This is a genomic window from Aminivibrio sp. (genome assembly GCF_016756745.1).
In the GTDB taxonomy this organism is placed as follows: Bacteria; Synergistota; Synergistia; order Synergistales; family Aminobacteriaceae; genus Aminivibrio.
Genome location: NZ_JAESIH010000061.1, coordinates 13,679 through 37,820, shown reverse-complemented (window position 1 = coordinate 37,820; position 24,142 = coordinate 13,679). Strand labels below are relative to the sequence as shown.

Annotated in this window: 20 protein-coding genes and 1 riboswitch; of the genes, 9 read left to right on the top strand and 11 right to left on the bottom strand. The window is 59.9% G+C overall.

The window, feature by feature from the left end; genetic code table 11:
- The first annotated feature begins 60 nt into the window (after positions 1–60).
- The 3 genes from clpB to JMJ95_RS10415 all read left to right on the top strand — a co-directional run bounded on the left by clpB (position 61) and on the right by JMJ95_RS10415 (position 4,391).
- The gene (gene clpB, locus JMJ95_RS10425) at positions 61–2,703 is read left to right on the top strand and encodes an ATP-dependent chaperone ClpB (protein WP_290685101.1); all 2,643 of its coding nucleotides are present in this window, start codon (positions 61–63) and stop codon (positions 2,701–2,703) included.
- 28 nt (positions 2,704–2,731) lie between these two features.
- Positions 2,732–3,043, top strand: coding sequence for a hypothetical protein (locus tag JMJ95_RS10420; protein WP_290685099.1), 312 nt, complete (start codon positions 2,732–2,734; stop codon positions 3,041–3,043).
- A 157-nt stretch (positions 3,044–3,200) separates the two neighbouring features.
- Positions 3,201–4,391, top strand: a complete 1,191-nt coding sequence (locus tag JMJ95_RS10415; RefSeq protein WP_290685097.1) for an MFS transporter — start codon at positions 3,201–3,203, stop codon at positions 4,389–4,391.
- Between the two features lie 55 nt (positions 4,392–4,446).
- On the opposite strand, the gene ablA is transcribed toward JMJ95_RS10415, so the two are convergent.
- The 7 genes from ablA to JMJ95_RS10380 form a co-directional block, all read right to left on the bottom strand.
- Complete coding sequence (ablA, locus tag JMJ95_RS10410) at positions 4,447–5,769, bottom strand: lysine 2,3-aminomutase (protein WP_367153794.1); 1,323 nt, start codon at positions 5,767–5,769, stop codon at positions 4,447–4,449.
- 61 nt (positions 5,770–5,830) lie between these two features.
- Entirely contained in the window at positions 5,831–6,292 is a 462-nt protein-coding gene (locus tag JMJ95_RS10405) for an N-acetyltransferase (RefSeq protein WP_290685096.1), read from the bottom strand.
- Positions 6,286–7,320 (bottom strand): ATP-grasp domain-containing protein, encoded by a 1,035-nt coding sequence (locus tag JMJ95_RS10400; RefSeq protein WP_290685095.1) that lies wholly within the window; start codon positions 7,318–7,320, stop codon positions 6,286–6,288. Before JMJ95_RS10400 ends, JMJ95_RS10405 begins: the two co-directional genes overlap by 7 nt.
- Positions 7,317–8,393: an ATP-grasp domain-containing protein gene (locus JMJ95_RS10395; protein ID WP_290685094.1), complete on the bottom strand. Its 1,077-nt coding sequence runs from the start codon at positions 8,391–8,393 to the stop codon at positions 7,317–7,319. Before JMJ95_RS10395 ends, JMJ95_RS10400 begins: the two co-directional genes overlap by 4 nt.
- A gap of 254 nt (positions 8,394–8,647) precedes the next feature.
- The gene (locus tag JMJ95_RS10390; RefSeq protein ID WP_290685153.1) at positions 8,648–9,034 is read right to left on the bottom strand and encodes a rubrerythrin family protein; all 387 of its coding nucleotides are present in this window, start codon (positions 9,032–9,034) and stop codon (positions 8,648–8,650) included.
- A gap of 162 nt (positions 9,035–9,196) precedes the next feature.
- Positions 9,197–9,988: a family 1 encapsulin nanocompartment shell protein gene (locus tag JMJ95_RS10385; protein WP_290685093.1), complete on the bottom strand. Its 792-nt coding sequence runs from the start codon at positions 9,986–9,988 to the stop codon at positions 9,197–9,199.
- A gap of 35 nt (positions 9,989–10,023) precedes the next feature.
- A complete protein-coding gene (locus JMJ95_RS10380) occupies positions 10,024–10,359 on the bottom strand; it encodes an encapsulin-associated ferritin-like protein (RefSeq protein ID WP_290685091.1) in 336 nt (111 codons plus the stop codon).
- Positions 10,360–11,509: 1,150 nt separating this feature from the next.
- Positions 11,510–11,629, top strand: a riboswitch (molybdenum cofactor riboswitch).
- Positions 11,630–11,733: 104 nt separating this feature from the next.
- Between JMJ95_RS10380 and JMJ95_RS10375 the strand changes: the two genes are divergently transcribed.
- Positions 11,734–12,558, top strand: coding sequence for a substrate-binding domain-containing protein (locus JMJ95_RS10375; RefSeq protein ID WP_290685152.1), 825 nt, complete (start codon positions 11,734–11,736; stop codon positions 12,556–12,558).
- 55 nt (positions 12,559–12,613) lie between these two features.
- On the opposite strand, the gene JMJ95_RS10370 is transcribed toward JMJ95_RS10375, so the two are convergent.
- On the bottom strand, positions 12,614–13,099 hold the full coding sequence (locus tag JMJ95_RS10370; protein ID WP_290685090.1) for an Hsp20/alpha crystallin family protein: 486 nt from the start codon (positions 13,097–13,099) through the stop codon (positions 12,614–12,616).
- A gap of 296 nt (positions 13,100–13,395) precedes the next feature.
- Between JMJ95_RS10370 and JMJ95_RS10365 the strand changes: the two genes are divergently transcribed.
- A complete protein-coding gene (locus tag JMJ95_RS10365) occupies positions 13,396–13,971 on the top strand; it encodes a flavin reductase family protein (RefSeq protein WP_290685088.1) in 576 nt (191 codons plus the stop codon).
- 89 nt (positions 13,972–14,060) lie between these two features.
- Here the strand turns inward: JMJ95_RS10365 and JMJ95_RS10360 are convergent, their stop codons facing one another.
- A complete protein-coding gene (locus JMJ95_RS10360) occupies positions 14,061–15,944 on the bottom strand; it encodes a TRAP transporter permease (RefSeq protein ID WP_290685086.1) in 1,884 nt (627 codons plus the stop codon).
- Positions 15,945–16,063: 119 nt separating this feature from the next.
- On the bottom strand, positions 16,064–17,071 hold the full coding sequence (locus JMJ95_RS10355; RefSeq protein ID WP_290685085.1) for a TAXI family TRAP transporter solute-binding subunit: 1,008 nt from the start codon (positions 17,069–17,071) through the stop codon (positions 16,064–16,066).
- Between the two features lie 139 nt (positions 17,072–17,210).
- Here JMJ95_RS10355 and pepF point away from each other — a divergent pair, with 139 nt between their 5' ends.
- Positions 17,211–19,064 carry an oligoendopeptidase F gene (pepF, locus tag JMJ95_RS10350; protein WP_290685083.1) on the top strand — a complete coding sequence of 618 codons (1,854 nt, stop codon included), beginning with the start codon at positions 17,211–17,213 and terminating at the stop codon, positions 19,062–19,064.
- 25 nt (positions 19,065–19,089) lie between these two features.
- Here the strand turns inward: pepF and JMJ95_RS10345 are convergent, their stop codons facing one another.
- Entirely contained in the window at positions 19,090–19,998 is a 909-nt protein-coding gene (locus tag JMJ95_RS10345) for a LysR family transcriptional regulator (protein ID WP_290685082.1), read from the bottom strand.
- Between the two features lie 389 nt (positions 19,999–20,387).
- Between JMJ95_RS10345 and JMJ95_RS10340 the strand changes: the two genes are divergently transcribed.
- From JMJ95_RS10340 to glyA, 3 genes are read left to right on the top strand one after another with little or no spacing between them, the layout of a single operon-like run.
- Positions 20,388–21,617 (top strand): YgeY family selenium metabolism-linked hydrolase, encoded by a 1,230-nt coding sequence (locus JMJ95_RS10340; RefSeq protein ID WP_290685080.1) that lies wholly within the window; start codon positions 20,388–20,390, stop codon positions 21,615–21,617.
- A 16-nt stretch (positions 21,618–21,633) separates the two neighbouring features.
- A complete protein-coding gene (locus JMJ95_RS10335; protein ID WP_290685078.1) occupies positions 21,634–22,881 on the top strand; it encodes a threonine synthase in 1,248 nt (415 codons plus the stop codon).
- Positions 22,875–24,134 carry a serine hydroxymethyltransferase gene (gene glyA, locus JMJ95_RS10330; protein ID WP_290685077.1) on the top strand — a complete coding sequence of 420 codons (1,260 nt, stop codon included), beginning with the start codon at positions 22,875–22,877 and terminating at the stop codon, positions 24,132–24,134. The genes JMJ95_RS10335 and glyA overlap by 7 nt, the downstream gene beginning before the upstream one ends.
- Positions 24,135–24,142 lie beyond the last annotated feature (8 nt).

The window sequence follows — 24,142 nt, the reverse complement described above, 5'->3', positions numbered from 1 at the left end:
GGGAAAAAGTCCGTTATAATCATATTGGTTAGTAAAGGTCAATAAAAAGGAGGCCTTTCGATGGACTTTGCAAAACTCACGAAAAAATCACAGGAGGCCCTGTCTGAAGCGCAGAACAAGGCCATTTCCTACGGACACGCCGATGTGGACGGAGAGCATCTGCTCCTTGCCCTCCTGGAACAGCCGGAGGGGCTCATTCCCCGCATTCTTTCCAGGGCGGGTGCGGATCCTTCCGCCATCGCCGGAAGGATAGAACAGGATCTTTCCCGGCGGACGAGGGTCAGCGGTCCCGGCGTGGAGCCGGGGAAAATCAGGATATCCCCCCGCCTGTCAAGGCTCCTTCTGAAAGCGGAAGAACGGGCGGACAGGCTGAAGGACGAATACGTTTCCGTGGAGCATCTCTTCGCGTCCTTTTTCGACGAGGGTCGAACCACGGCGGCAGGCCGCATTCTGGCCGAGGGCGGGGTCACCGAGGAGAAATTTTTGTCGGCCCTCACTGAGGTTCGGGGCCGGACCAGGGTACGCAGCGACAATCCCGAGTCAACCTACGAGGCACTGGAGAAATACGGCCGGGACCTGGTGGCCATGGCCCGGGCGGGGAAGCTGGACCCCGTAATCGGGAGGGATGAGGAGGTCCGGCGGGTCATCCGGATTCTCAGCCGGAAGACGAAGAACAATCCCGTGCTCATCGGCGACCCAGGGGTGGGCAAGACCGCTATCGTAGAGGGTCTCGCCGGGCGGATCGTGAACGGTGACGTGCCCGAAGGGCTTCGGGACAGGTCCATCTTCGCCCTTGACATGGGGGCGCTGGTGGCCGGAGCCAAGTTCAGGGGCGAGTTCGAGGAACGGCTGAAGGCCGTCCTCAACGAGGTGAAGGAGAGCGACGGAAGAATCATTCTCTTCATCGACGAGCTCCACACCATCGTGGGGGCCGGAGCCGCCGAGGGGGCCATCGATGCGGGGAACATGCTCAAGCCCATGCTTGCCAGGGGAGAGCTTCACTGCATCGGCGCCACTACGGTGGATGAGTACAGGAAGCATATCGAAAAGGACGCCGCCCTTGCGAGGCGGTTCCAGCCCGTACTGGTGGAGCAGCCCTCCGTGGAGGACGCCATCTCCATCCTGAGAGGACTGAAGGAGCGGTTCCAGGTCCACCACGGAGTGAAGATCAGGGACAACGCCCTCGTGGCGGCGGCGGTGCTGTCGAACAGGTACATCACGGAACGGTTCCTTCCGGATAAGGCCATTGACCTGGTGGACGAGGCATGCGCCATGATCCGCACGGAAATAGACTCCCTTCCGGCGGAGCTCGACACCGTCTCCAGGAAGGTAATGCAGCTCGAGATCGAGGAGGCGGCTCTGATGAAGGAAAAGGACGCCGCCAGCCTCGGGAGGCTGAAGGATCTCCGGGCTGAGCTCCAGGAGGCCAGAGAGGAGCAGGCTGCCCTCAGGGCGGGGTACGAGGCGGAAAAACAGGCTCTGGCTGAAGTCCGGGAACTCCGGGAGCAGATCGAATCGGTCCGGAGGGAGATCGCGAAGGCGGAAAGGGAATACGACCTCAACCGGGCCGCCGAGCTGAAACACGGCACCCTCCCCCAGCTGGAGGACCGTCTCAGGGCGAAGGAGGAGGAGATCCAGGCCCGCGGGAAGGGAACCAGGATTCTCAGGGAGGAAGTTACGGAGAACGAGATCTCCGAGATCGTGAGCCGCTGGACGGGGATTCCGGTAAGCAGGCTCCTGGAAGGGGAAAAGGAAAAACTCCTCAGGCTGGGGGACATCCTCCACCGGAGGGTGATCGGCCAGGACGAGGCTGTGGACCTGGTGGCGGATGCCGTGCTCCGGGCACGGGCGGGAATCAAGGATCCCAGGCGGCCCATAGGTTCTTTCATCTTCCTCGGCCCCACGGGCGTGGGGAAGACAGAACTCGCCAAGACCCTTGCCGAGGCCCTCTTCGACAGCGAGGACAATCTCGTCAGACTGGACATGTCGGAATACATGGAGAAGCACTCCGTCTCCCGAATGGTGGGGGCGCCTCCGGGCTACGTGGGGTACGACGAGGGCGGGCAGCTTACCGAGGCAGTCAGGAGGAAGCCCTACTCGGTGCTCCTCTTCGACGAGATCGAGAAGGCCCACCCGGACGTGTTCAACATCCTGCTCCAGATTCTCGACGACGGCAGAATCACCGACAGCAAGGGGCACGTGGTGAACTTCAAGAACACGGTGATCATCATGACGAGCAACATCGGGGCTCCCTTTCTGCTCCAGGGCATAACGTCGGACGGGGAAATCCGGGAGGATGCGAGAAAGGCCGTGATGGACGAGCTGCGGCGTTCCTTCAGGCCGGAGTTTCTGAACCGGGTGGATGACGTGGTCCTCTTCAAGCCCCTCACCCCGGCCGAGATTGCACGTATCGTCCGCCTGCTGGCCTCGGCTCTTTCGGACCGCCTCAAGGAGCGGAACATTTCCCTGGAGATCACTGACCGGGGAGCGGCCTTCATTGCAGCCGCGGCATACGATCCCGTGTACGGCGCCCGGCCGCTGAAACGGTACATGGTCAGGAACATCGAGACCCCCGTGGCCAGGATGATCATCTCAGGAGAGGCCGGGGACGGAACGGTCATCACGGTGGACGAAGCGGAGGGGAAGCTGGTGCTTCGGACGGCGCACTCAGATGAGGAGGATGTTCAGCCGAATAACAGGTAAAGACGTTTCGCGAAGGGGGATGGCGGAAGTGGAAATCGAACCGATCCGGAGCGGAGGCATCCTTCCTCCTCTCCCGGCCGTGGAAGGCGGCCCAGACAGGGAGGAAGCCCTGAAAAAGGTGGAGAAGGTCAGGCGAAAAGTGGAAAGAGAGAGGCTCGACATCATGGACCGCCATCACGAGACAGTGAAAAAATCCGCCGAGACCTACGAAAAGCTAGTGAAGAAGAAGCTCCTGGAGGAGGAGATCGAAAAGCGGCGGCTCCTCCTGAGGGAATTCCTCGAAGAACGGGCGGAGGAAGCGAAGGTCCGGAGAAAACAGGAGGCTGACAGGCCGGATTGACGGCGTTCGCTGCGAAACAGCGGTTCAAAAAACCGGAAGGCTGATCATGCCTTCCGGTTTTTGTATTATGTATTTTTTAAGGCCGGGTGGTATTACAGATTCCTTCATTCGTGGTACTATTTGCCTCGATCATTATCCAAAGGAGTGATTTTTCTTTATGACGTCAAAAACTTTCCGCCTCTTCCACACCGAGAGCTCGGGGTTCAAGTTGTCCATGCTCTCGGTGGGGCATTTTTTTAACGACCTGTACGCCTCCTTTCTGCCCACCTTTATTCCCACGCTTATATCCCGCCTGGGCATCACCATGGCCCAGGCCGGTTTTTTCAGCACCCTCCTCGGCGTGATCCATATCGTCTTCCAGCCCGTGATAGGCTACCTTTCCGACCGGTCAGCCAATCCCTGGCTGATCATCTGGGGTCCCATCCTCACCTGTTTCGGAGCCACCATGATCCCCCTGTCGCCCACCTACGGCGCCGCTCTCTTCTTTGTCGGTCTCTGGGGACTGGGGAGCGCCATGTTCCACCCCCAGGGACACGGAGGGGTGGGACACGTTGTACCCCGGGACAGGCTGACGGTCTCCCTGGCCCTCTTCGCCGTGGCCGGGACTGCGGGAGTGACAATGAGTCCCCTCTTTGCCGTCGCCCTGGTGAACACCGTCGGCCTGAAGCTCATGCCCGTGGCGGCCATTCTTCCTGTACTTATCCTCGGACTTTTCACATGGCGAACCATGCCCTCCATCTCCCACGAGAGCGGCGATGCCATGATGCCCCAGAAGGGGCTTCTCTCCACCATGAAATCTGTCTTCGCAGTCATTTACCCCATCTGGGCCATGTCCACCGTGAGGGACGCCACAAGCCAGGGTGTGCGGATGTTCTTTCCGATCCGCATCGCCGCTGAAGGAGGGGACATTGCCTTCGTGGGGACGGTCCTTTTCCTGATCATGCTGGGAAGTACCATCACCATGCTGGTCATCGGCAGGATGGCCGACAGGTACGGCAAGAAGAAAACCTTGACTGTCACAATGGCGCTTTCCTCCCTCTTTCTTTTCACGGGGCGGGTGTCGGGGGGATGGACAGCCATCCTCTTCTTCGTCTTGGGGACGGCGGCGGTGAACGCCACCATGCCCATTACGGCGGCTATCGCCCAGGAAATGGTGCCCAACTCGAGGGGCATGGCCAGCTCCATCGTCATGGGGCTTTCCTGGGGCATGGGGAATATGCTCATGGCCCCCTTCGGCAGGGTGGGAGACCTCTACGGGGTGAACGCCACCCTCTTCATAGTGGCGCTCCTTCCCCTTATCTCCCTTCCTCTGCTTTTCACCCGCCCCTTCAGGGAAGCGAAAGACTGAATTCCCCCGATATAGCGGGAAATGACGAAGGGCGCGGAAGATTCCGCGCCCTTCGTCATTTGTTCTTTTCGCCTTCAACCCAGTGTTTTCTTCGCTTCTCCCGGGCGAGTTCCCGGGGTTCCAGCGAAACCGCTTCCCCTTCGAACAGGGATTCAATTCCTCCCGTATAGATGTTCTTTGCCTTTTCGCAGGTCTCTCTGCATTTCCCGCCGCAGACGCTCCTGTTGTCGTCCGGCTCGGTGTATACGGTGACGACCCCCTCGAAGTTCCGGAGCACCGTTTTTCTGTCGGACCTCGAGAGAACATAGTTCGGCATGACGGGGATCTTCCCGCCCCCTCCCGGTGCATCCACCACGAAGGTGGGTACGGCCAGGCCGGACGTGTGGCCCCGGAGATATTCCATGATCTCGATGCCCTTGCCGATGGAGGTGCGGAAGTGCTCTATACCCCGGGAAAGATCGCACTGGTAGATATAGTAGGGGCGCACCCGCATCTTCAGGAGCTTCTGGTTGAGGTCCCGGAAAATATAGGGACAGTCGTTCACCCCCTTGAGGAGGACTGACTGGTTTCCCAGGGGGATCCCGGCGTCCGCCAGCTTCGCGCAGGCCGCCGCCGCCTCGGGAGTCAATTCCCTGGGGTGATTGAAGTGCAGGTTGATCCAGAGGGGGTGGTACTTTTTGAGCACGGAGCAGAGCTCCTCCGTCACCCTCATGGGGAGTACCGCGGGAATCCTGGTACCGATACGGATGATCTCAACCGTAGGTATGGCTCGCAGCCGGGACAGGATAAAATCGAGGGTCCCGTCCGACAGGGTGAGGGGATCCCCTCCCGTGATCAGCACGTCCCGTATCTCGGGAGTCCGGGCGATATAGTCCACGCAGCGGCTGATCTGCTCCTCCGTCCTGGATGTGTCGTTCTGACCGGCGAACCGCCTCCGCGTACAGTGGCGGCAGTACATGGCGCATTGGTCCGTGACGAGGAGGATACACCGGTCAGGGTACCTATGGGTCAGTCCCGGCACGGGGGAGTCTACGTCCTCATGGAGAGGGTCGAGGAGGTCGGTAGGGGATATCAGGGTCTCCTTCAGGGTCGGGATGGCCTGCTTCCGTATGGGACAGGCCGGGTCGCTTCCGTCGATGAGGGAGGCGTAATAGGGGGTTATGGCCATCCGGAGGGAGTTCAGGCTCCGCTTCAGTGTTGCCGATTCCCCCTTGGAAAGGGGGAGGATCTTTGCCAATTCTCCCGCAGTGGTGATCCTGGCCTTCATCTGCCAGCGCCAGTCGTTCCAGAGTCCTTCCCCGGCGGACTCCCGGAGTGCCTCCAGGTAGGGCCTGTTCGAGGGGAAGAGGGGGAGCACCGGAAGGGCGCCTTCTTTCACTTTTTTCGTCCTCGGGGACGGGGGGCGGGTTTCCTCCCCGTTCCTCTCCGCCTGGATTTCGTTACTTTTCGATTTTTTTGCAGTAGAGGACAAGGTCGTCACCCTCCGAATAGAAGTCTGGAATGCGTCCGCATTCCTTGTAGCCTGTCGCAAGATAGAAATGGCGCTGCCCGAGATAGTCGTCCCGTCCCGCGGTTTCCACCCGCACGACCGCGCTGGCGGATTGTTCGAGCAGGGCAGAACACATCTTTTCTTCCAGTATCCTGCCTATTCCCTTTTTCTGGTGCGCCGGGTCCACGGCGATCCAGTACAGATCGTAGGCGAACCGGGTCATGGGTGTCGGGCCATAGATCAGGAATCCCGCCAGGCTCCCGCAGTTCCACTCGGTAAGAAGGATGTAGTCCTTTCCCGGGTGGAGAGACCATTCGATCAAAACATCCTCGAGAACGTCAAGCTCTTCGGGGGTAAAGGCCCCGGTCGCCTTCGCCACACTCAGGCAGCGGTCTGCCGGCAGATTCACCACTGTTGTTCTCCTCCCCGCACACTTTCGAGGGCAAGCTCCACGATACGGGCCGCCACCTCTTCCATCTCCATGCCGCCTTCGCGGCACTGCCTCAGAAACCCGCCGCCCGGACCCATGTCGGGGTTCGGGTTAACGTCGATCACGTAGAGCGAACCGTCCTTCTCCCTCAGATCGGCCCGGAAGTACCCTCTGCAGCCGAGAGTCTTTCCCGCCTCGGCGGCCAGTCGTTTCGCCCTTTCCTTCAGGGCTCCTTCCGCCGGTTCGGGGACCAGGTCGTAGAGAGGGGAGGCCGGATCCCACTTCGAGCCGTAGTCGAGAAAGGGGAGCCCGGCGTTCCACTTCCCGTAGTCGATGACGGACACGGCGGGAATGAAATAGGGGCCGTTTCCTATGCAGGAGACGGAGTACTCCTTCCCAGGAAGGAATTCTTCCACCCTAATTCCGCCGGAGAAGAGCGTCAGTTTTTCCATGGCCCTCCGGGCGAGGTCCATCCTGTCAGTCACGAGGGATTTTTCGTCGACGCCCACGCTTCCGTCCTCCCGCAGGGGTTTCAGGAACAGGGGAAGGGGGAGATCGTCCAGGAGGGAAAGGGAACTGCCCGGAAGGAGGGTCTTTCCCTCAGGGACGGGGATGCCGTTTTCCCTGAGCAGAGAGGAAACGGTCTCCTTCGACAGGCAGGTTTCAAGGACCGCCGCGGGGTTCCCGGTGCAGGGGATGCCGGTTTTCTCCAGCAGGGCGCGGAATCGGTGCTCCGCTCCGCTGTCGTTTCCGAAACCTTCGAAAAGGTTGAAGACGCATGTCGCCCCCGTTTTTTTCAGGCACCCGAACAGCCGTTCCGATGAAGTGAGCAGAGACTGAGTGATGTCCCAGGCCTCCGCCGCCCATCCCGCCCGTTCGAGGGCACAGCAAAGCGACGCCCTGGCCTCCAGGGCGTCGGCCACGTCGGGCCGCGCCTCCGGTTCGACGGCGGCGGCCACGAGTATGAGCAGCTCTTTTTGAGGAGGTTCCTGGGCTGCGCCAGGTTTCATAGGGCATCTGCCCCCACGGGAAGGGCGGAGAAGGCGAGGCCGTTCCGTCGGAAGGCGCACGCGAGGATGGAGCGGACCAGGTCCGGGTAGCTGCCGCCGCTCAAGCGGTGCAGAATAGGCAGATCGCTGTACTGCGGGGAGAGGCCGGGGAGGGGGTTAATGTCGATGATACGGGGGATTCCGTCCCCGTCGAGCCGGAAGTCAATCCTGGCCATGTCGCGGAGCTCCAGTGCCCGGAAGGCGCCCACGGCAAACCGACCGAGCTGTTCCCGCAAGGGGGCGGGTATGGACTCGGGGCCGTCGTACCGGATCCGTTCCAGGTAGTTTCGTTTTTCTTCCAGGGAGTAGAGGAATTCCTCCTTGGGGTGAACCGGGGAGATCCGCATCATTCCTGCTATTCCGGGCCGCCCGTTGCCCGTGACGCCCACGGTGATCTCCGCTCCGGGGAGGTATTCCTCCAGCAGGGCGGGCTGACCGTACCGCCGCCATATCCGGTCTATCCGGTCTTTGGCCTCCCGGGGCGAATGGGCCACCGAGTCGGTGAAGATGCCCTTGGAGGAGCCTTCGTACCGTGGCTTGACCACGTAGCGGGGCCGCTGCCGGAAAAGCTCCGGCAGGACGGACAGGTCGTCCTCCTCCCGGAATGAGGAGGAAAGGGGCACGGGAATTCCCTCTGAGGAAAGGGTGCGCCCGGTGAGGAGCTTGTCGAGGGCAACCGCCATCGAGACGGCGTCGGATCCCCAGAAGGGGATGGACTCGCTCTCGAGGATGCAGGGAACCTGGGCTTCCCTTCCCCTGGCGTCGCCCCGTCCTTCGGCGAGATTGGCCACGAAATCGGGTGCCTGGTCCCGGAGCCGGGGAAAAAAGTTCTCATCCTGTTCGCACAGGGACACGGAAAACCCGAAGGAAGCGATGGTCTCCGCCACAGATTCAACGGTACTCAGGGGGTCGTACTCTTCGTACTTGTCGTCGGGCTCTCCGGCACCGGCGGCTTTTTTCAGGTTGTAGACGACGGAAATGCGGGAAACAGGGCGCAACGGAACTTCAGGATCACAGCTGTATTCGTCGTTCACGGACAATCTCCTCCCGGAGTATGAAATTACAGGCCGTCCTCTCCGGACGGACCGGGGAAACATCAGATTGCGGGCAGGCCCGCCGATGAAATAAACGCCATGTCTCCCCTCCTCCCGGAGTCCGCCCCGGAGTGAATCAAGGGCTATTATCTGCGGATTATAGGTGTTTTTGACGGAAAAACAAGGGGTAAAAAATGGAAGAAACAGACCGGGAAGAGAAAGGAAAAGGGGCATCAGAAGAGGCCTCGTGCACGTTATGCCACGGTAATGAAAACGTCCTTCTTTGCCGTGCAGACAGGGCACGCGTCGGGACGTTCCCTTCCTCCACGCAGCCGCGCACCGGACAGAGGAAGAAGGTGGAATCTTTCCCCTTTTTCATGGAGGCGAGGGCTTTTTTTGTACAGCTCTCCGTGGACCTTTTCCGCTTCGTCGGCGAAGGTGAAGGCGCGGACGGCGTTCTTCTGCCCCTCTTCCTCGGCGTCCCTGATGAAGCCGGGGTACATCTCGGTGAATTCGTAGGTCTCACCGTCAAGGGCGGCCTGGAGGTTTTCCGCCGTGGATTTCACGCCGCCCATGGTCTTGAAGTGAGCGACGGCATGAAGGGTTTCCGTCTCGGCGACGGTTCTGAAAAGTTTGGCTATCGCTGGGGGAGCCTTCTTTCTCAGCCTGCTGGTCGAAGGCTTCAGAGAGACCTTTCATGGCCTTTCCCATTTTTCCGTTCCTCCCACAGTAGATGAGGCAGTGAAAAAAGGCGGCCCCCCCTGTGAGGCCGCCCCGTGTGCCGGATGTGTGCGGTGTTTCTGCTAGGAAAGAGCCACCGCGGCCTCCGGGGTGATCACCCGGAAGGTGAAGGATTCCGTGAAGAAAAGGCGGACCTTGTCGCCGTTCCGCTCATCGAAGCCGAGGGAGAGGTCCTGGCCGAGGACGAGTTCGAAATCCCCGCCCCGGAGGGAGACCACGTAGGAATCGTCCTGGGAGGAAAGGATAATCTTGTCCACCAGGCTCCCCAGGTGCTTGGATATGGGGTAGCAGGAAGCGGTCCCGTAGATGGCCTTCCAGAGTTTCGGAGACGCCACGAGGGCGTAGGGGCCCTCTACGGCGTCTCCAATGAGCTTGAAGATGGCTGTGGATACGGCATTCACGATCTTTTCCGCGTCATCGCCGCCGAGCTTCACCGACCGTCCCTTTGCGGCGGCGGCAAGTCCTTCGATGCCCGCTTCGGCAAGGCCCTTGTAAACTGCCTTTTCCTCGAACAGGGCGATCTCCTTCGCCGCCTTCTCGAGGCCGGAGAGGTCCGGATCCTTCGCGCCGCGGCTGATATTGTCCAGCTCCCAGATGTCCATCTCAAAGGTGTGCCTGGTTTCAACCAGTGGAAGCACCCTGTTCATGCCGTACTGGACGCCGTCCTTGGGCTGCTTCTGGGCGACGTCGAGCCTGCCGGTGGGATGAGCGCTGTATGACCAGCCCTTCGGACCTTCCACGTCCACGAACTTCCGGGCGGAAAGATTCGCCGCGAGGACCTTTTTCGCCCGGTCGTCAAGCTCCGCCCAGGCCTCGGGGGTGATGAGAGAGGCTGCTCTTCTCAGAATATCCATTGTATTGACCTCCTTGTTATCGGGTATCTCCGGTACTATTTCAGGCTGCCTATGCCCAGCCCGCCGGGTGTGCCGTCCGCTCCGCCACCGGTTTCGACATCGAGCAGGGAAGCCGTGGTGAAGAGGTATGTTTTGAGTTCCTTATCCCATCCCTCCATGTTCCGGCGGAGCCACTCGATAAGCATGACGGCGTGCTCGATTTCTTCATTTCTGTTGTGGGCCAGGAGCTCCTTCAGTTCGGTGTTTGGCGTCGCGGCCACTCTCTGGTTGTAGTAATTGATGGCTTCCACTTCTTCCATAAGGCTCTTGAGCGCCCTTGCTTCGTCGGCTGTCTTCTGGTCGAGAATATCGGCAGGTTCCGTGAACTGCATGGTATCTCTCCTTTCATTCTTTTCGCCGGGGGCTCGCTGCTTCACTCCAGCCTCACCGGTATGATTTTTTCCTATTATACCCCGTGGAGAAAAAAATGAAGGGGTATTTCGGGGCAGAAATTGTTATATTGTAATCGATTTAATACGCCAGACGATAGTATAACAAAAACGGAACACGTCAACATGAGTCAGGTGACCTAAGGAAACCCTGAAAAGGAGAGCACCGTCATCACATCGCCCTACAGGGACATGATCACCGGGGAGCTTATCGTGAGCGTAACGGCCCCGGTGATCGCTCCTTCCGGAAAGCTCCGCGGCGTCTTCGGCATTGACGTGAGCACGGCTCACGTGAGGGAAAAAGGTTCTTTCCCGAAAGGTTTTCGGCGCAGGGGACGGCTTCCTCGTGGACAGGAAGGGCTTTTTCCCGGCAGCTCCCATCCCGGGAAGGGAGCTTTCGGAGAAGCATCGTCATTCCCCCGGCGGCGGTGCCCCCCTCCACAGCAACCAAGGCGCTGTTTCACAGGGAGCCCGGCATGCAGTCATTCCTTTCTGTGGCGAGAGAGCCATGCTCTTCCATTGGCCGGCAGGGGAGCGCTCCTCATTCGGGATAATACTGTCCGCGATGGTGTTCAGCCGCTTCACCCAGTACATCCCCACCCTTACCGAAGAGGCTCCGGCCATACAGGACACAATCTCGCCGATGTAACCGGGAGCCCCCGGAGAGGCAGAAAGATCTGGAGAAACACCTCGAGCGTCATGGAGATCGTTTCGGGCACGGGAGCGGAGCTCATCGGGGGAGCGGAACGGCTTGCCGCGGCCGGGCGCATCTGCATGACCCGCCATGAAAAATGGGACGGCAACGGATACTCCCTCGACCTTGCGGGGGACGAAAATCCCCTGGGAGGGGCAGGTGGCGGTCCTGTCGGACGGGTACGATGCCTGCGGTCCCGGAGGGTCTGCAAGGATTCGCTGCCCCACGAGGAAGCGGTCCGTATCATCCTGTCCGGCGACGGCCGGACGGAACCCCGCCGTTTCAGCCCGGAAGTTTTCGGATTTTTCAGGAACAGCCAGGGGAAAATGAACAGAAATTTCGAAAATCCGCCGGGTGAGGTAACAAAACAGGCCCTTCCGTGGTATCATAAAATCAAAAGAATAGACTTATCTCCGAGCCCGTCTTCCTACAGGAATTTCCCACGGCGGCGGGCCGTCAGGGTCCGTCCGGAAACAGGCGGGCCTCCCGTGTTCGGCAAGGAGATTCAACGGACTCCCCGGAGCCGTTCCCTGCCGTGTACGGGCGGGGAACGGCTTTTTTGATTCCGGCGTTTCGCGTTTCTGCACACAACATAAACATACGAGGAGGAAAGAAAAGTGAAAATGAGAAAACTGCGGTCGGTTCTGTTTGTTTGTCTGTTCGTTTTAGTCCTGGGAGGAGTTGCCTCCGGCGCCGAGGTTCTCCGGATGGCCACCACCACCAGCACGGACAACACGGGGCTTCTCGATTATCTGGCCCCCCTGCTGCTTCGGGAGAAGAACATCGAGCTCCAGTGGGTTTCCGTGGGCACGGGCAAGGCCCTCGAGTACGGCAGGAACGGTGACGTGGACGTTCTTCTGGTCCATGCCCCCGAGCTGGAGAAGAAGTTCGTCGCCGACGGGTGGGGCGTCAACCGCCGCCAGGTGATGTACAACGACTTCATCGTGGTGGGGCCTGCTTCCGATCCCGCGGGGGTCAAGGGAATGGCCGCCGCCGACGCCCTGAGGAAAATCGCCGCCTCCGCAGCGCCCTTCGCCAGCCGGGCCGACAAGTCGGGAACCCACGTGGCGGAACTTACCCTCTGGAAAAACGCGGGGATCCCGGAACCCGACAAGGAGAAATGGTACATCCAGACAGGCCAGGGAATGCTTGAAACCCTCATGATCGCCGATGAGCGAAAGAGCTACTGCCTCACCGACAGGGGGACCTTCATCAAGTACGAGGATTCCCGGAAGGAACAGGGGGGACTGGTGATCATCGTCGAGGGTGACGAATCTCTGAAAAACCAGTACAGCGTCATCGCCGTCAACCCTGCCAAGTGGGAGAACATTCGGTACGACCTTGCCGTGACCTTCATTGACTGGATGGTGTCCCCGTCAACCCAGAAGGCCATTGCCGACTTCCAGCTACTCGGAAAGCAGCTCTTCTTCCCGAACGCCGTAAGGTAAAAAACAGGGGAGCGACGGAATTCCCGGCGCTCCCCTCTCTTCAGACTCCAGCTTTCTATGCTTTTTCCTCGATGGCCACTTTCTTCATCTTCTCGGCCTGGACCTTTTCAGCGACTTCCACGGTAAGCACCCCGTTTTTGAACGTCGCTTTCGCCGATTCAGGGTCTACTTCCATGGGGAACTGAATGGACCGGGAGACCTTTCCGTAATACCGCTCCGACCGGAGAATGTCGTTCTCTTCCACCGTTTTCTCGTCCGACTTCTCCGCCTGCAGGGTCAGCCTGTCCTCGAAAACGTTCAGTTCAACCTTCGACGGGTCGATGCCGGGAAGTTCGAACTCGGCGAAAACCTTTCCATCCTTCCGGTAAAAGTCCCCCCTCGGAATCGCAGGAACCCTTTCCGTCTCCGGGGCATACCCCATATCGGAAGAAAACTCGCCGAAAGCCCGGAGCATGTCCCGCATCATCTTGTCCACTGAAGCGAAAGGTGTGATGGGCTGAGTAATGTCATTGGGCCGCATGGCCAGAAATCTCCGTGCCATTGTCTCCACCTCCATAAATTTGATCTTTATTGACCTTACGCTAACAATTATATTCGTCAGTTTTGGTTAGACAAGGGCGAAAAGGAAGAAACAGGAAAAAATATCGGGAAATAGGGCTGAATTTCCTCTGCACCCTTCTGATTTCTCTTTTTTTCTTTGTATTTCTTTTCAGAATGGGGAAGGGACCCTAAATCCGCAGGCACCGGTGACACTCCCCGCTGAGGTGCGGATTTAGGGGGACCCCGCAGGAGTATAATGAAAACAAAACAAATTTTACCGGCAAGGGAGAGTATGCAATGAAAAAAGACATAGGAATCTCCACCCCCCTCTATCCTGCGCCTGCCTTGGTCGTGGCGGTCTATGGCACCGACGGGCGGCCCGGCGGGCTCATGGTCGCCTGGGGAGGAGTCTGCAATTCGGAACCGCCGTGCATTTCTGTGGCTGTTGCGAAATCCCGCCATACCCTGGAGGGAATACTGGAGAAGAAAGCCTTTACGGTGAATGTCCCGTCGGAGAGCCAGGCCGCGGAGGCCGATTTCTTCGGTGTTGCCTCGGGGAGGGATGTGGACAAGTTTTCCAGGACGGGCCTCACCCCGGTAAAGGGGGAGATAGTGGACGCACCGCTGATCGAGGAGTTTCCCGTTTCCATGGAGTGCGAAGTTGTTCAGTCCCTTGATCTCGGCTCCCATATTCTCTTCGTGGGAAAGGTGGTCAAAACCTGGGCCCGGGAAGAATGCCTCGACGAAAAGGGGTATCCCGATCCTGAAAAAGTGCGCCCTCTGGTTTTCGCCCCCCGCACCGCGAAGTACTTCGGCCTGGGAAACCTAGTGGGAAAGGCCTTCGGCGAGGGGAAGAAATATCTGGGGAAATAGGCTCGATTTTTCCCTGGTCCCGAAAAAGTGTCCCGGCCATGGTCTTCGGCCGGGACACTTTTTCGGGACCTCTCTCTTGATACCGGAATCTAAAATGCGCCGGAGGTTTTCTCCCTGGGCCGGAAGATCAGGAACAGTCCGATGACTGCTGCGGTGCTCCCGAGAGCTATGGGCAGGCTGCCGTGGAGGGCGAGAAGGCCGAAAAGGGCGAATGCCAGTCTCTCCGGCAGGGAGAGTCTCCGCTTCGTGAATCCGGTGATGGAGAATCCCAGCCCCGCCATGGCGGCGGCGCCGCTGACGATGGAGATGATGTTGCCCATGAAGGTGCTTTTGAGGAGCAGGCCCGGATCGTAGCAGAACGCAAAGGGCACGATGAAGGCAAGGATCCCCAGCCGGCAGGCGGCAAAACCCGTCTTGTTGGGGGGAGAACCGGCGATGGACGCAGCAGCGTAGGCTGCCAGGGCCACGGGGGGGGTAATGTTCGAGATGATGGCGTAGTAGAACACGAAAAGATGGGCTGCCAGGGGCATGATCCCGATCTGGGCCAGAGCGGGGACGCCGAGGGCCGCGCCCAGGATGTAGGCGCTCGTGGTGGGAAGCCCCATGCCGAGGATCAGGGAGACTATGGCTATGAAAATGAGGGCCAGGAAGGGGATGCCGCCCGAAAGAGCGAGAACGGCTCCCACGAATTTGAAGCCGATGCCTGACAGAGCCACCGAGCCGATGACGAGGCCGGCGGAGGCGCAGGCGGTGCAAATCATGGGGATGTTCTGTGAGCCGTCGTGGATGGCCTGAAGGATTTTCTTCGGTCCCATTCTTTTCCCGGGATTGAAGAGGGAGACAGCCCAGGCGAGGGAGATGCCGGCAATGGCACCGTACATGGGCGTATACCCCGCGAGAAGCATGTATACCAGGAGGACGATGGGGGACATCATATAGAGTTTCTTCATCACCGACCTGATTGAGGGAAGCTCGTCCGCGGGGAGCCCCTTGAGGCCGTCCCGGAGGGCCGTCAGGTGGACCATGAGGAGTACCGTGCCGTAGTAGAGCAATGCCGGCAGCATGGCGGCGATCATGATGGTGTTGAAGGGCACACCGAGGAGGGCGGCCATGACGAAGGCGCCGGCTCCCATGACGGGGGGCATGATCTGTCCTCCCGTACTGGCCACCGCCTCCACGGCACCTGCAAAGAAAGGCTTGTAGCCGATCCGCTTCATGAGAGGAATGGTGAAGGACCCGGTTCCGTAGACGTTGGCCACGGCGGAGCCGGAAATGGAGCCGAAGAGGGCCGAGCTGAGCACGGCGATTTTCGCCGGGCCGCCGGGGGCGGTTCCGGTGAAGGCCTGGGCGAACTCCATGAAATACTCTCCCACGCCGCTCTTTTCAAGGAAGCCGCCGAAGATGAGGAAGATCATGACAAAGGTGGCCGAGACTCCCAGGGAAGAGGAGAAAATGCCTTCGTCGGTGAGGTACATCCCTTCGATCAGCCTTTGGAACTCGGTGGGAACACCCCTGAGGAGCCGGGGCAGGAAGGGGGCGTCGCAATAATAGGTGTAAACCGTGAAGAACACCGCCACGATGACCAAGGGAAGGCCGACGATCCGCCTCGTTGCCTCGAGCAGAAGGAGGATCAGCAGGGTTCCCAGGACGAGCTGGGCGGTTGTCAGGTCGTCCACCCCCTGCATCCGCATCATGATCTCGTCGTAGTTCAGCATGATATAGACACCCGGCAGAGCGGAAAGGGCGGCAAAAATCCAGTCGTACCAAGGGACGGAAGTTTCAATAGCCTGTTGCTTCCTGCCTGCCGCAAAGGGGTAGAGAACGAAGCACATGGGGAGGACCCAGGTGAGGTGGATCGCTCTCTGAAGATACGCCTCGAAGGTTCCGAAAACCGCGGTATAAATGTGAAAAAGGCCCATGGCCAGAACGTAGACATACAAACCCTTTGCCACGAAGCCGTCGAGTTTCCTCATGGAAAAAACTCCCTCCTTGAAAACACAGGGCTGCCGAAAAAGGCAGAAATGTCCGGAACGAAGGCAAAGGCGGGCTGGATCAGCCCGCCTTCCGGTTCAAAGTGCGAAAAGATGGGGTGCTATTTCTTGGAGACTTCGTTCCAGTAGCGGACGGCGCCGGGGTGGCTTTTGACGGCTCCGCCTGGGATCGCCGTGGCGGGGGTAAGTTCGTTGATGTCCACCACTGCCTTGGAGAGAATCTCCTGGTTCTCGTGCATCACCTTGCACAGGTCGTAGACAAGCTGCTCGTCGAGGTCGCCGCGGACCACGATGCAGGTGTAGTCGCCCACGACTCTCACGGTGGGAGTCTGCTCGGTCACGGACTTGTAGATTCCGGGATCCACCGTGAAGGTGACAGTGCCGTAGGCCTCGCCGACTTTATCGAGGGTAGCCTGCTCCATGCCCAGAAGGACTATGTCCGTCTGGCTCTCGATCTGCATCACGATGGAAGCGACTTTGCCCACGGAGAAGGCGAAGACGTCCAGGTGGTTGTCCGCCAGAAGGTCTGCGCCGCCGGAATAAGAGGCGTATTCCACGGAACCGCCCCAGTCCTTCAATTCCTTCCTGTAGTCGGCGATACCGAAGCCGGCCTTGAAGATGCCGTTCACGATGAACTCGGAACCTGTGCCCGTCTTGAGGGTTGCGAACCGGGTGGGAATCTTCTTTGCGATGAGGTCGTCGAGGGACTTGATGCCGTGCTTCTCCGCGAAGTCCTTCCGTGCGATGAAGTAGGTGTACTGGGTGTAGAGGTTGGCCATGATGACGGCGTTGTCGGTAGTTTCCTTGAAGGGAGCGTCGCTCGCCTTCTGTCCCACGGCGACCATGGAAGTGTTGGAGAATCCGAGCTCGCCCTTGGCGTTATGGACATTGATGATGTTGGCCACGGCGCCGCCGGTGATGCTGGTGGTGGGGATCAGCTTGGAGGTCCAGAGGTCGGCGAGGGCTCCGCCGAGGGCGAACCAGTTACCGCCCGGAGGGCCCGCCAGGAAGCGGAGCTGGTCCGGCGTGACGGTCTGGACGGCAAAGGCTGAACCGCTCAGGGCGAAAATGAGCGCAAGAGCTGAAAGAACGAGAACGCGCTTTTTCATTTTTTTATTCACACTCCTGTTAATATGGGTTAGAATTCCTTCGAATTCATTAAAGAAATAATAAGGGCTTTACAAAAAGGTGTCAATGAACCGGCGGACCTTTTGTCTTGAGTCTCCACAATGAAAGGAGTTTTCAATCATGAACCACTGTCGCCTGTTTTCGGGCACCGTCACCGGAGAAGCCGATCCCTCGGGCAGGATTCCGGCGAGAAGCGAAATTCCAAGGGAATACACCTGGGACCTGGAGGCCGTCTTTCCTACAGCAGAGGCATGGGAGGAATCGTTTCGCCTTCTGGGAGAAGAAATGGAGCGGCTCGGAGGCTATAACGGAAGGCTTTTCGAGTCACCGGAGACACTGCTGGAGTTTCTGAAACTGGAGGAAGCCGCTTCGGAAAGGATGGGCAAGCTCTATGCCTATGCGGTGATGAAGAGCCACGAGGATACCGCCGACGCTGCCCGGCAGGCACGGGCCGACAGGGCGGGCTCTCTCTTGGCCTCCTACGGCGCCGTCCTCTCCTTCTACCGGCCGGAAATCCTTGCCGCCGGAAAGGAGAAAGTGAACAATGCCATAAAAGCCTGTCCCGGGCTTGAAATGTACCGCCATCACTTCGATGATCTCCTCCGGACCGCCGGGCATGTTCTCGGACCGCAGGAGGAAGAAATTCTCGCCCGGTCCGGGGAAATGGCCCGCACGCCGGAAAATGCCTTCTCCCTTCTGACGAACGCCGACCTCACATTCCCGGTGATCCGCGACGAATCGGGCAGGGAGACCGAGCTCTCGGAGGAACGCTACTACCTTCTGAGCCGGTCGAAGGACAGGAGAGTCCGGAAGGACGCTTTCGAAGGGCTTTTCACCACCTACGGGAAATTCAGGAACACCCTCGCAGCCCTGTACTCCGGGAGCGTGAAATCCGACCTCTTCTTCTCCCGGGCCAGGAAGTACACCTCTGCCCTCGAGGCGTCTCTCCACGGCGACAATATATCCCCATCCGTGTACGACATGGTGGTGGACACGGTGAACAGGAACCTCGACGCTCTCCACGGCTACATGGCGCTTCGGAAAAAAACCCTCGGGCTGGAGGAGCTGCGGATGTACGACCTCAACGTGCCCCTTGCCGACGAGCCGGAAACCAGGATCCCCTACGGAAAGGCTGTTGAAATGGTGACGGAGGGGCTTGCGCCTCTCGGGACGGAATATCTTGACGTGCTGAAAAAAGGATTTTCCTCCCGGTGGATCGACGTATACGAGAATCAGGGGAAGAGAAAAGGGGCTTATTCCTGGGGAAGCTACGGAACCCACCCCTACATCCTCCTGAACTACAACGGCACCCTCAGGGACGTGTTCACCATCGCCCACGAGGCGGGGCACTCCCTCCACACGTGGTTCTCCCATGCCGGCCAGCCGCAGGTCTACGCCGACTACACCATCTTCCTCGCGGAGGTGGCATCCACCACCAACGAGGCTCTCCTCCTGGAATTCCTGCTGGAAAAAGCGCCGAAGGAGGAGAAAATCTTCCTCCTGAACCACTATCTTGACCAGGTGCGGACCACGGTGTACAGGCAGACCATGTTCGCCGAGTTTGAACGGGAAACCCACGCTCTGGCCGAAAAGGGAGAGGCTCTTACCGCCGAGCTTCTCTGCTTCCTGTGGAGAGGGCTGAACGAGCGGTATCACGGCCCCGAAACGGCCGTGGACGAGGTCCTGTCAGTGGAATGGGCCAGAATTCCCCATTTTTACAGCGCTTTCTACGTCTACAAATACGTTACCGGATTCGCCGCCGCAGGCTGCCTGAGCAGCGGTATCCTCAAGGGCGGGGAGGAAGAGAGGCGGCGCTATATCCGCTTTCTTTCCAGGGGCAGTTCGGCCTACTCCCTGGATATCCTCCGGGAGGCCGGGGTGGATATGACCTCACCTGTTCCACTGGAGCAGACCATCCGCACTTTCAGGGAAAAAACAGCCCTCCTGGAAAACCTCCTGGAATCAAGATCATAAAAAAGGCGGCCCTCCGGGGCCGCCTTTACCTGAGCAGGCTGCGGCACTGTTCCTCGAGCCGCTTCACCATCTCCCACCCCGCATAGGACAGCCCCCTGGTGGAGGAATAGACACACTGGATCTCCCAGGACAGTTCCTCCATTCCCTCGAGCAGTACGGGGGTCAGTTCTCCCGAGCCCAGCTCCTTCCGGACCGAGAGAGCGCTGGTAATGGCCACTCCTACGCCCCGAAGGGCAAGGTGTTTTGCCATCTCGATTTCGTCCGTCTCCACCTGTCCGCCGAACCGGATTCTGTTCCTGAGAAGAAATTCGTCCACGTAGGTTCCCAGGGGGCAGTCCCCCGCAAACCTGATGAGCGTCTCGGCGGCGGTCTCAGCAAAGGAGGCCCGGCCCCGCTGTGCCCACGGGTGGAATGGCGCGGCAACCAGCACAAGAGGGTCGTCTCCAAGGACACGGTACGTCAGGTCCGGTTCCCGGGATGAGGGGAAGTTCCGCCCGAGGATGACCAGCTCGACTTCGCCGCTCCTGAGGTCGGAGAGAATTTCCGTAGTGTTTCCCGAGGAAACGGACACCGAGATTGAGGGAAAGGCGGTCCGGAAATCGGCCAGGGCCTGGGGAAGGATGTAGTAGCCCGCAAAAGGGGAGACTCCGGTCACAAGCCTTCCCGACCGCAGGGCCTGCATGTCCCGGAATCGTGCGGGGATTTCGTCCGCCTGGCGGAGAAGATCGGATGCCAGAGCATAGAGGGCCCTGCCCTCCGGGGTGAGGGAGATGGTCCGTCCCTTTCGTTCGAAGAGGCGGATGCTGTGGTCCTTTTCCAGGGAGGCCACGTGCTGGCTGACCGAAGGCTGTGAGAGAAAGAGCTTCCCGGCCGCCTGCCGGAAGGATCCTTCCTCGACGACGGCGCAGAATATTCTCAGCTGATGGAGGTTCACGTCAATAAGCCTCCCCTGACCTCAATCCGCTCATTTTTCAGGCAGAGGGAGTGTCGCCGGGCAAAAGGTGAATTCGCCCTCCCCAGGGGCGGAGAGATCTCGCTCCGCCCCTGGGGGAGGGCGCCCGGGGGAGAGAAACCGACACGGATGTCGGTTTCACAGGCAGGCAGCCGGCGAACGCAGGGAGCCGCGGGACTCGCTTGGGCAGTTGTCACGAACGACAATCTGCACCCCCCGCCCAAGCGAGTTCCGGTGACGCTCCCCGCTGAGGTGCGGATTTAGGCCTGATTTTGATATAGGAAATCCTGATGAATTATATCATTATTTCTTTCTTGAAAATAATACTGTCTGGTGTATCTTGTTGCTGTCAGAGAAGGGAGCGGTGAGCCGTGGAAATAAAACGGCAGGAAGATCTCGTCCAGCTCTGCAGGGAACTCCTCCGCCGCCCCGCCGTTTCCGGCAGGGAGGGGGAGGTGGCCCGGTTCGTGTCCGACGTCATGACCGCCCTTGGTTATGACCGGGTGACCACCGATTCCTACGGCAACGTGGTGGGTACCATGATTTTCTCCGGCGCCGGGGAGAGGGTTCTCCTCATTTCCCAGATGGATCACGTGGACGTGGGGGACGCCGCCGAGTGGTCGAAGTATCCCTACGGTGCCTTCATCGAGGACGGCAGGATTTTCGGCAGGGCGGCTTCCGACCAGAAAGGAGCCCTCTCTGCCATGATCATGGCGGGCGCCTTTCTCAGGTCCGACCTGGGCCCTTCGCTGAAAGGACAGCTTTCCGTGGCCGCCGCCGTACACCAGGAAACCTTCGAGAACGTGGCCTCCAGGGCGATCGCCGACACGGCGGATCCGACCTGCGTCCTGGTAGGGGAGGCGTCTTCCCTCCTGCTGGAGCGGGGACAGCGGGGCAGGGCGGAAATCCGGCTGGACACATTTGGTAAAATGGCCCACTCCTCCCACCCTGAATACGGCGTCAATGCCGCCGAAACGATGAACGCCCTTCTTTCCTATCTGAAACAAAACTTTTCCCCTCCCCGGGACCCTTTTCTCGGCGAGGGAATCCTTGTACTCACCAGCCTTTATACATCTCCTGCGGGAGCCGGAGGCGCCGTTCCGGAAAAATGTACCGCCCTCTTCGACCGCAGGCTTCTCCGGGGGGAAACCCTCGAAGGGGCCGCCGGAGAGCTGAGAACCATCATCGCCCGTGCGTCGGAGCAGATTCCGGGACTCCGGGCAAGGGTCTCCTTCCCGGTGATGGAGGACCGGTGCTATACCGGGGCCCCCATCAGGGGAAACCACTACGCTCCGGCCTGGGCCATGCCGGAGAATTCGGCCTTTCTGAAGGTCCTTTCGGCGGCCCTGGCGGAAGCGGGACTTCCCCACCGTGTCTCCGACAGACCGGGATTCGGGACGAACGGATGCCACTTTGCCGTGGAAAGAAAAGTGCCGACGGTCATATACGGTCCCTCCCGGAGGGAACTTGTCCACGGGGTGGACGAATATATCGAAATACGGGAACTCCTGGGGGCCTGCCGCGGATATTACGCCATGGCCGCCCGGCTTCTTTCCGGGCGGGACGGTGTGCTTGCCCCGGCGGCGGGAGTAGCGGTTTAGGAAGGAGGAAGACAGGATGGGAAAACCGGTGGAGCTGCGGTGCGTTCTCTGCGGGACGTCCTACGCGCCGGGGGAGGTTGAGTACACCTGCCCGAAATGCGGGCTCGACGGAACCCTCGATGTGTTCTATGACTACAAAGAAGCCGCCCGGACATTGACGGCCGGGGCGCTGGCCGGGAGAACCTCTTCCCTGTGGCGCTACGGCGAGATCCTGCCCGTTGAAGAGGAGGAGAACATACCCTCTCTCTCGGTAGGGTGGACTCCCTATTATGACTGTTCCGCTCTTGCGGAGGAGTACGGGGTCAGGGAGTTCTTCGTGAAGGACGACGGACGGAATCCTACCGGCTCCCTCAAAGACAGGGCGAGCGCCGTGGGGGTGGCCCGGGCGATTGAGCTCGGGCAGCGGACCGTGGCGTGCGCCTCGACGGGAAATGCGGCGAGCTCCCTCTCAGGCTTCGCAGCGGTGGGGGGACTGAAGAGCTTTATCTTTGTCCCGGAGAAGGCTCCTGCGGCCAAGGTGACCCAGCTGCTTGTCTACGGGGCGACGGTGGTGCTTGTCAGGGGGGATTATGCCGACGCCTTCCGGCTTGCCACGGCGGCCATAGAAAAGTACGGGTGGTACAACCGGAACTGTGCAATCAACCCCTACCTCGTGGAGGGCAAGAAGACCTGCGCCCTCGAAATGGCTGAGCAGAGCGGCTGGAATCCCCCCGACAGGGTTTTCATCTCCGTGGGGGACGGCTGCTGTATCGGCGGGTTGTACAAGGGATTCAGCGACCTGATGAAGATGGGGCTCATCAGCGAGATGCCCAAAATTACGGGCGTCCAGGCCGAGGGTGCGAAGCCCATCTTCGACGCCTTTCAAACCGGTGCAGAGCGGGTGGTTTTCGGCCCTGCCGATACCGTTGCGGACAGCATTTCAGTCGGTGCGCCCAGGAACTGGGCAAAAGCCCTGAGGGCGGTACGGGAATCCGGAGGGGACATGGTAGCCGTGTCGGACGCCGAAATTTTATCCGCCATACCCGAACTTGCGAGAAAGACAGGAGTCTTCGGGGAACCCGCCGGGGCGGCAGCCTTCGCGGGATTCAGGAAGATGGCGGGCGAAGGCCGACTGGGAAGAAAGGAACGGGTGGCCGTAGTGATTACCGGCAACGGTCTGAAGGATATCGAGAGCGCGCGGAAGTCCGCCGGATCTCCCATAATATCGGAGCCTGACATCGGCAGGTTCTCTGAACAACTTGAAAGGAGTGGGTTCCCATGTTAGAAAAAGGCCAGGAATTTCTTCGCGACACCGACCCCGAAATTTTCAGCGCTATCTCCGACGAACTCGAGAGACAGAGGAACGGCATCGAACTCATTGCCTCGGAAAATTTCGTCTCCCGGGCTGTCCTCACCGCCATGGGGTCGGTGATGACAAACAAGTACGCCGAAGGGTACCCCCATGCACGCTATTACGGCGGCTGCCACGTGGTGGACAGGGCTGAGGACCTCGCCAGGGACAGGGCGAAGGAGCTTTTCGGCTGCGACCACGTAAATGTCCAGCCCCACTCGGGGTCCCAGGCGAACATGGCCGTTTACTTCTCCGTCCTCCAGCCGGGGGACACTGTCCTGGCCATGAACCTCGCCCACGGAGGGCACCTTACCCACGGATCCCCGGTCAACTTCTCCGGCAAGCTCTACAACATAGTGCCCTACGGGGTCGACAGGACCACGGAGAGGATAGACTTCGCCGAGGTGGAGCGTCTCGCCGTGGAGCACAAACCGAAGATGATCGTCTGCGGCGCCTCCGCCTATCCCCGGGAGATCGACGCCGAAGAGTTCCGGGCCATCGCCGACAAGGTGGGCGCCCTGCTGTTCTTCGACATCGCCCACATCGCGGGCCTCATAGCGGCGAAATGTCACAAGGACCCCGTCCCCTACTGCCATTTCCTTACGTCCACCACCCACAAGACCCTCAGGGGGCCCAGGGGCGGCATGATCATGACCACCGCCGAGTACGCCAAAGTCATCGACAAGAGCATCTTCCCCGGCATGCAGGGCGGTCCCCTCATGCATATCATCGCCGCCAAGGCAGTGGCCTTCAAGGAGGCCCTCCAGCCCTCCTTCAGGGAATACCAGAAGAAAGTGGCGGCCAACGCGAAGGCCCTCGCCGGGGAACTTCTCTCCCTTGACTATCATCTCGTCTCCGGAGGAACGGACAACCACCTGATCCTCGTGAACCTGACGACCAAGGGAGTGACGGGAAAGGCGGCGGAAGCGGCCCTCGACCGGGCTGGAATTACGGTGAACAAGAACGCCGTTCCCTTCGACACCCAGAGTCCCTTCATCACCAGCGGCATACGGATCGGAACCCCTGCGGTCACTACCCGCGGCTTCGGCGAAGATGACATGAAGCTCATCGCCCGCTGGATCGACAGGGTCATCCGGAACGTGGAGAACGAGAAAGAGATCGAGGTCGTCCGCGCCGAAGTTCTCGAGGCATGCGGAAATCACCCCCTGTACCCGGGACTGGAATAAAGGAGAGC

Bases quoted from the DNA above. Each gene is read 5' to 3' on its own strand.
- JMJ95_RS10370 (WP_290685090.1), bottom strand. From the start codon at position 13,099: ATGGCACGGAGATTTCTGGCCATGCGGCCCAATGACATTACTCAGCCC.
- JMJ95_RS10380 (WP_290685091.1), bottom strand. From the start codon at position 10,359: ATGCAGTTCACGGAACCTGCCGATATTCTCGACCAGAAGACAGCCGAC.
- JMJ95_RS10375 (WP_290685152.1), top strand. From the start codon at position 11,734: ATGAGAAAACTGCGGTCGGTTCTGTTTGTTTGTCTGTTCGTTTTAGTC.
- clpB (WP_290685101.1), top strand. From the start codon at position 61: ATGGACTTTGCAAAACTCACGAAAAAATCACAGGAGGCCCTGTCTGAA.
- JMJ95_RS10385 (WP_290685093.1), bottom strand. From the start codon at position 9,988: ATGGATATTCTGAGAAGAGCAGCCTCTCTCATCACCCCCGAGGCCTGG.
- JMJ95_RS10415 (WP_290685097.1), top strand. From the start codon at position 3,201: ATGACGTCAAAAACTTTCCGCCTCTTCCACACCGAGAGCTCGGGGTTC.
- JMJ95_RS10365 (WP_290685088.1), top strand. From the start codon at position 13,396: ATGAAAAAAGACATAGGAATCTCCACCCCCCTCTATCCTGCGCCTGCC.
- pepF (WP_290685083.1), top strand. From the start codon at position 17,211: ATGAACCACTGTCGCCTGTTTTCGGGCACCGTCACCGGAGAAGCCGAT.
- JMJ95_RS10400 (WP_290685095.1), bottom strand. From the start codon at position 7,320: ATGAAACCTGGCGCAGCCCAGGAACCTCCTCAAAAAGAGCTGCTCATA.
- glyA (WP_290685077.1), top strand. From the start codon at position 22,875: ATGTTAGAAAAAGGCCAGGAATTTCTTCGCGACACCGACCCCGAAATT.
- JMJ95_RS10355 (WP_290685085.1), bottom strand. From the start codon at position 17,071: ATGAAAAAGCGCGTTCTCGTTCTTTCAGCTCTTGCGCTCATTTTCGCC.
- JMJ95_RS10335 (WP_290685078.1), top strand. From the start codon at position 21,634: ATGGGAAAACCGGTGGAGCTGCGGTGCGTTCTCTGCGGGACGTCCTAC.
- JMJ95_RS10360 (WP_290685086.1), bottom strand. From the start codon at position 15,944: ATGAGGAAACTCGACGGCTTCGTGGCAAAGGGTTTGTATGTCTACGTT.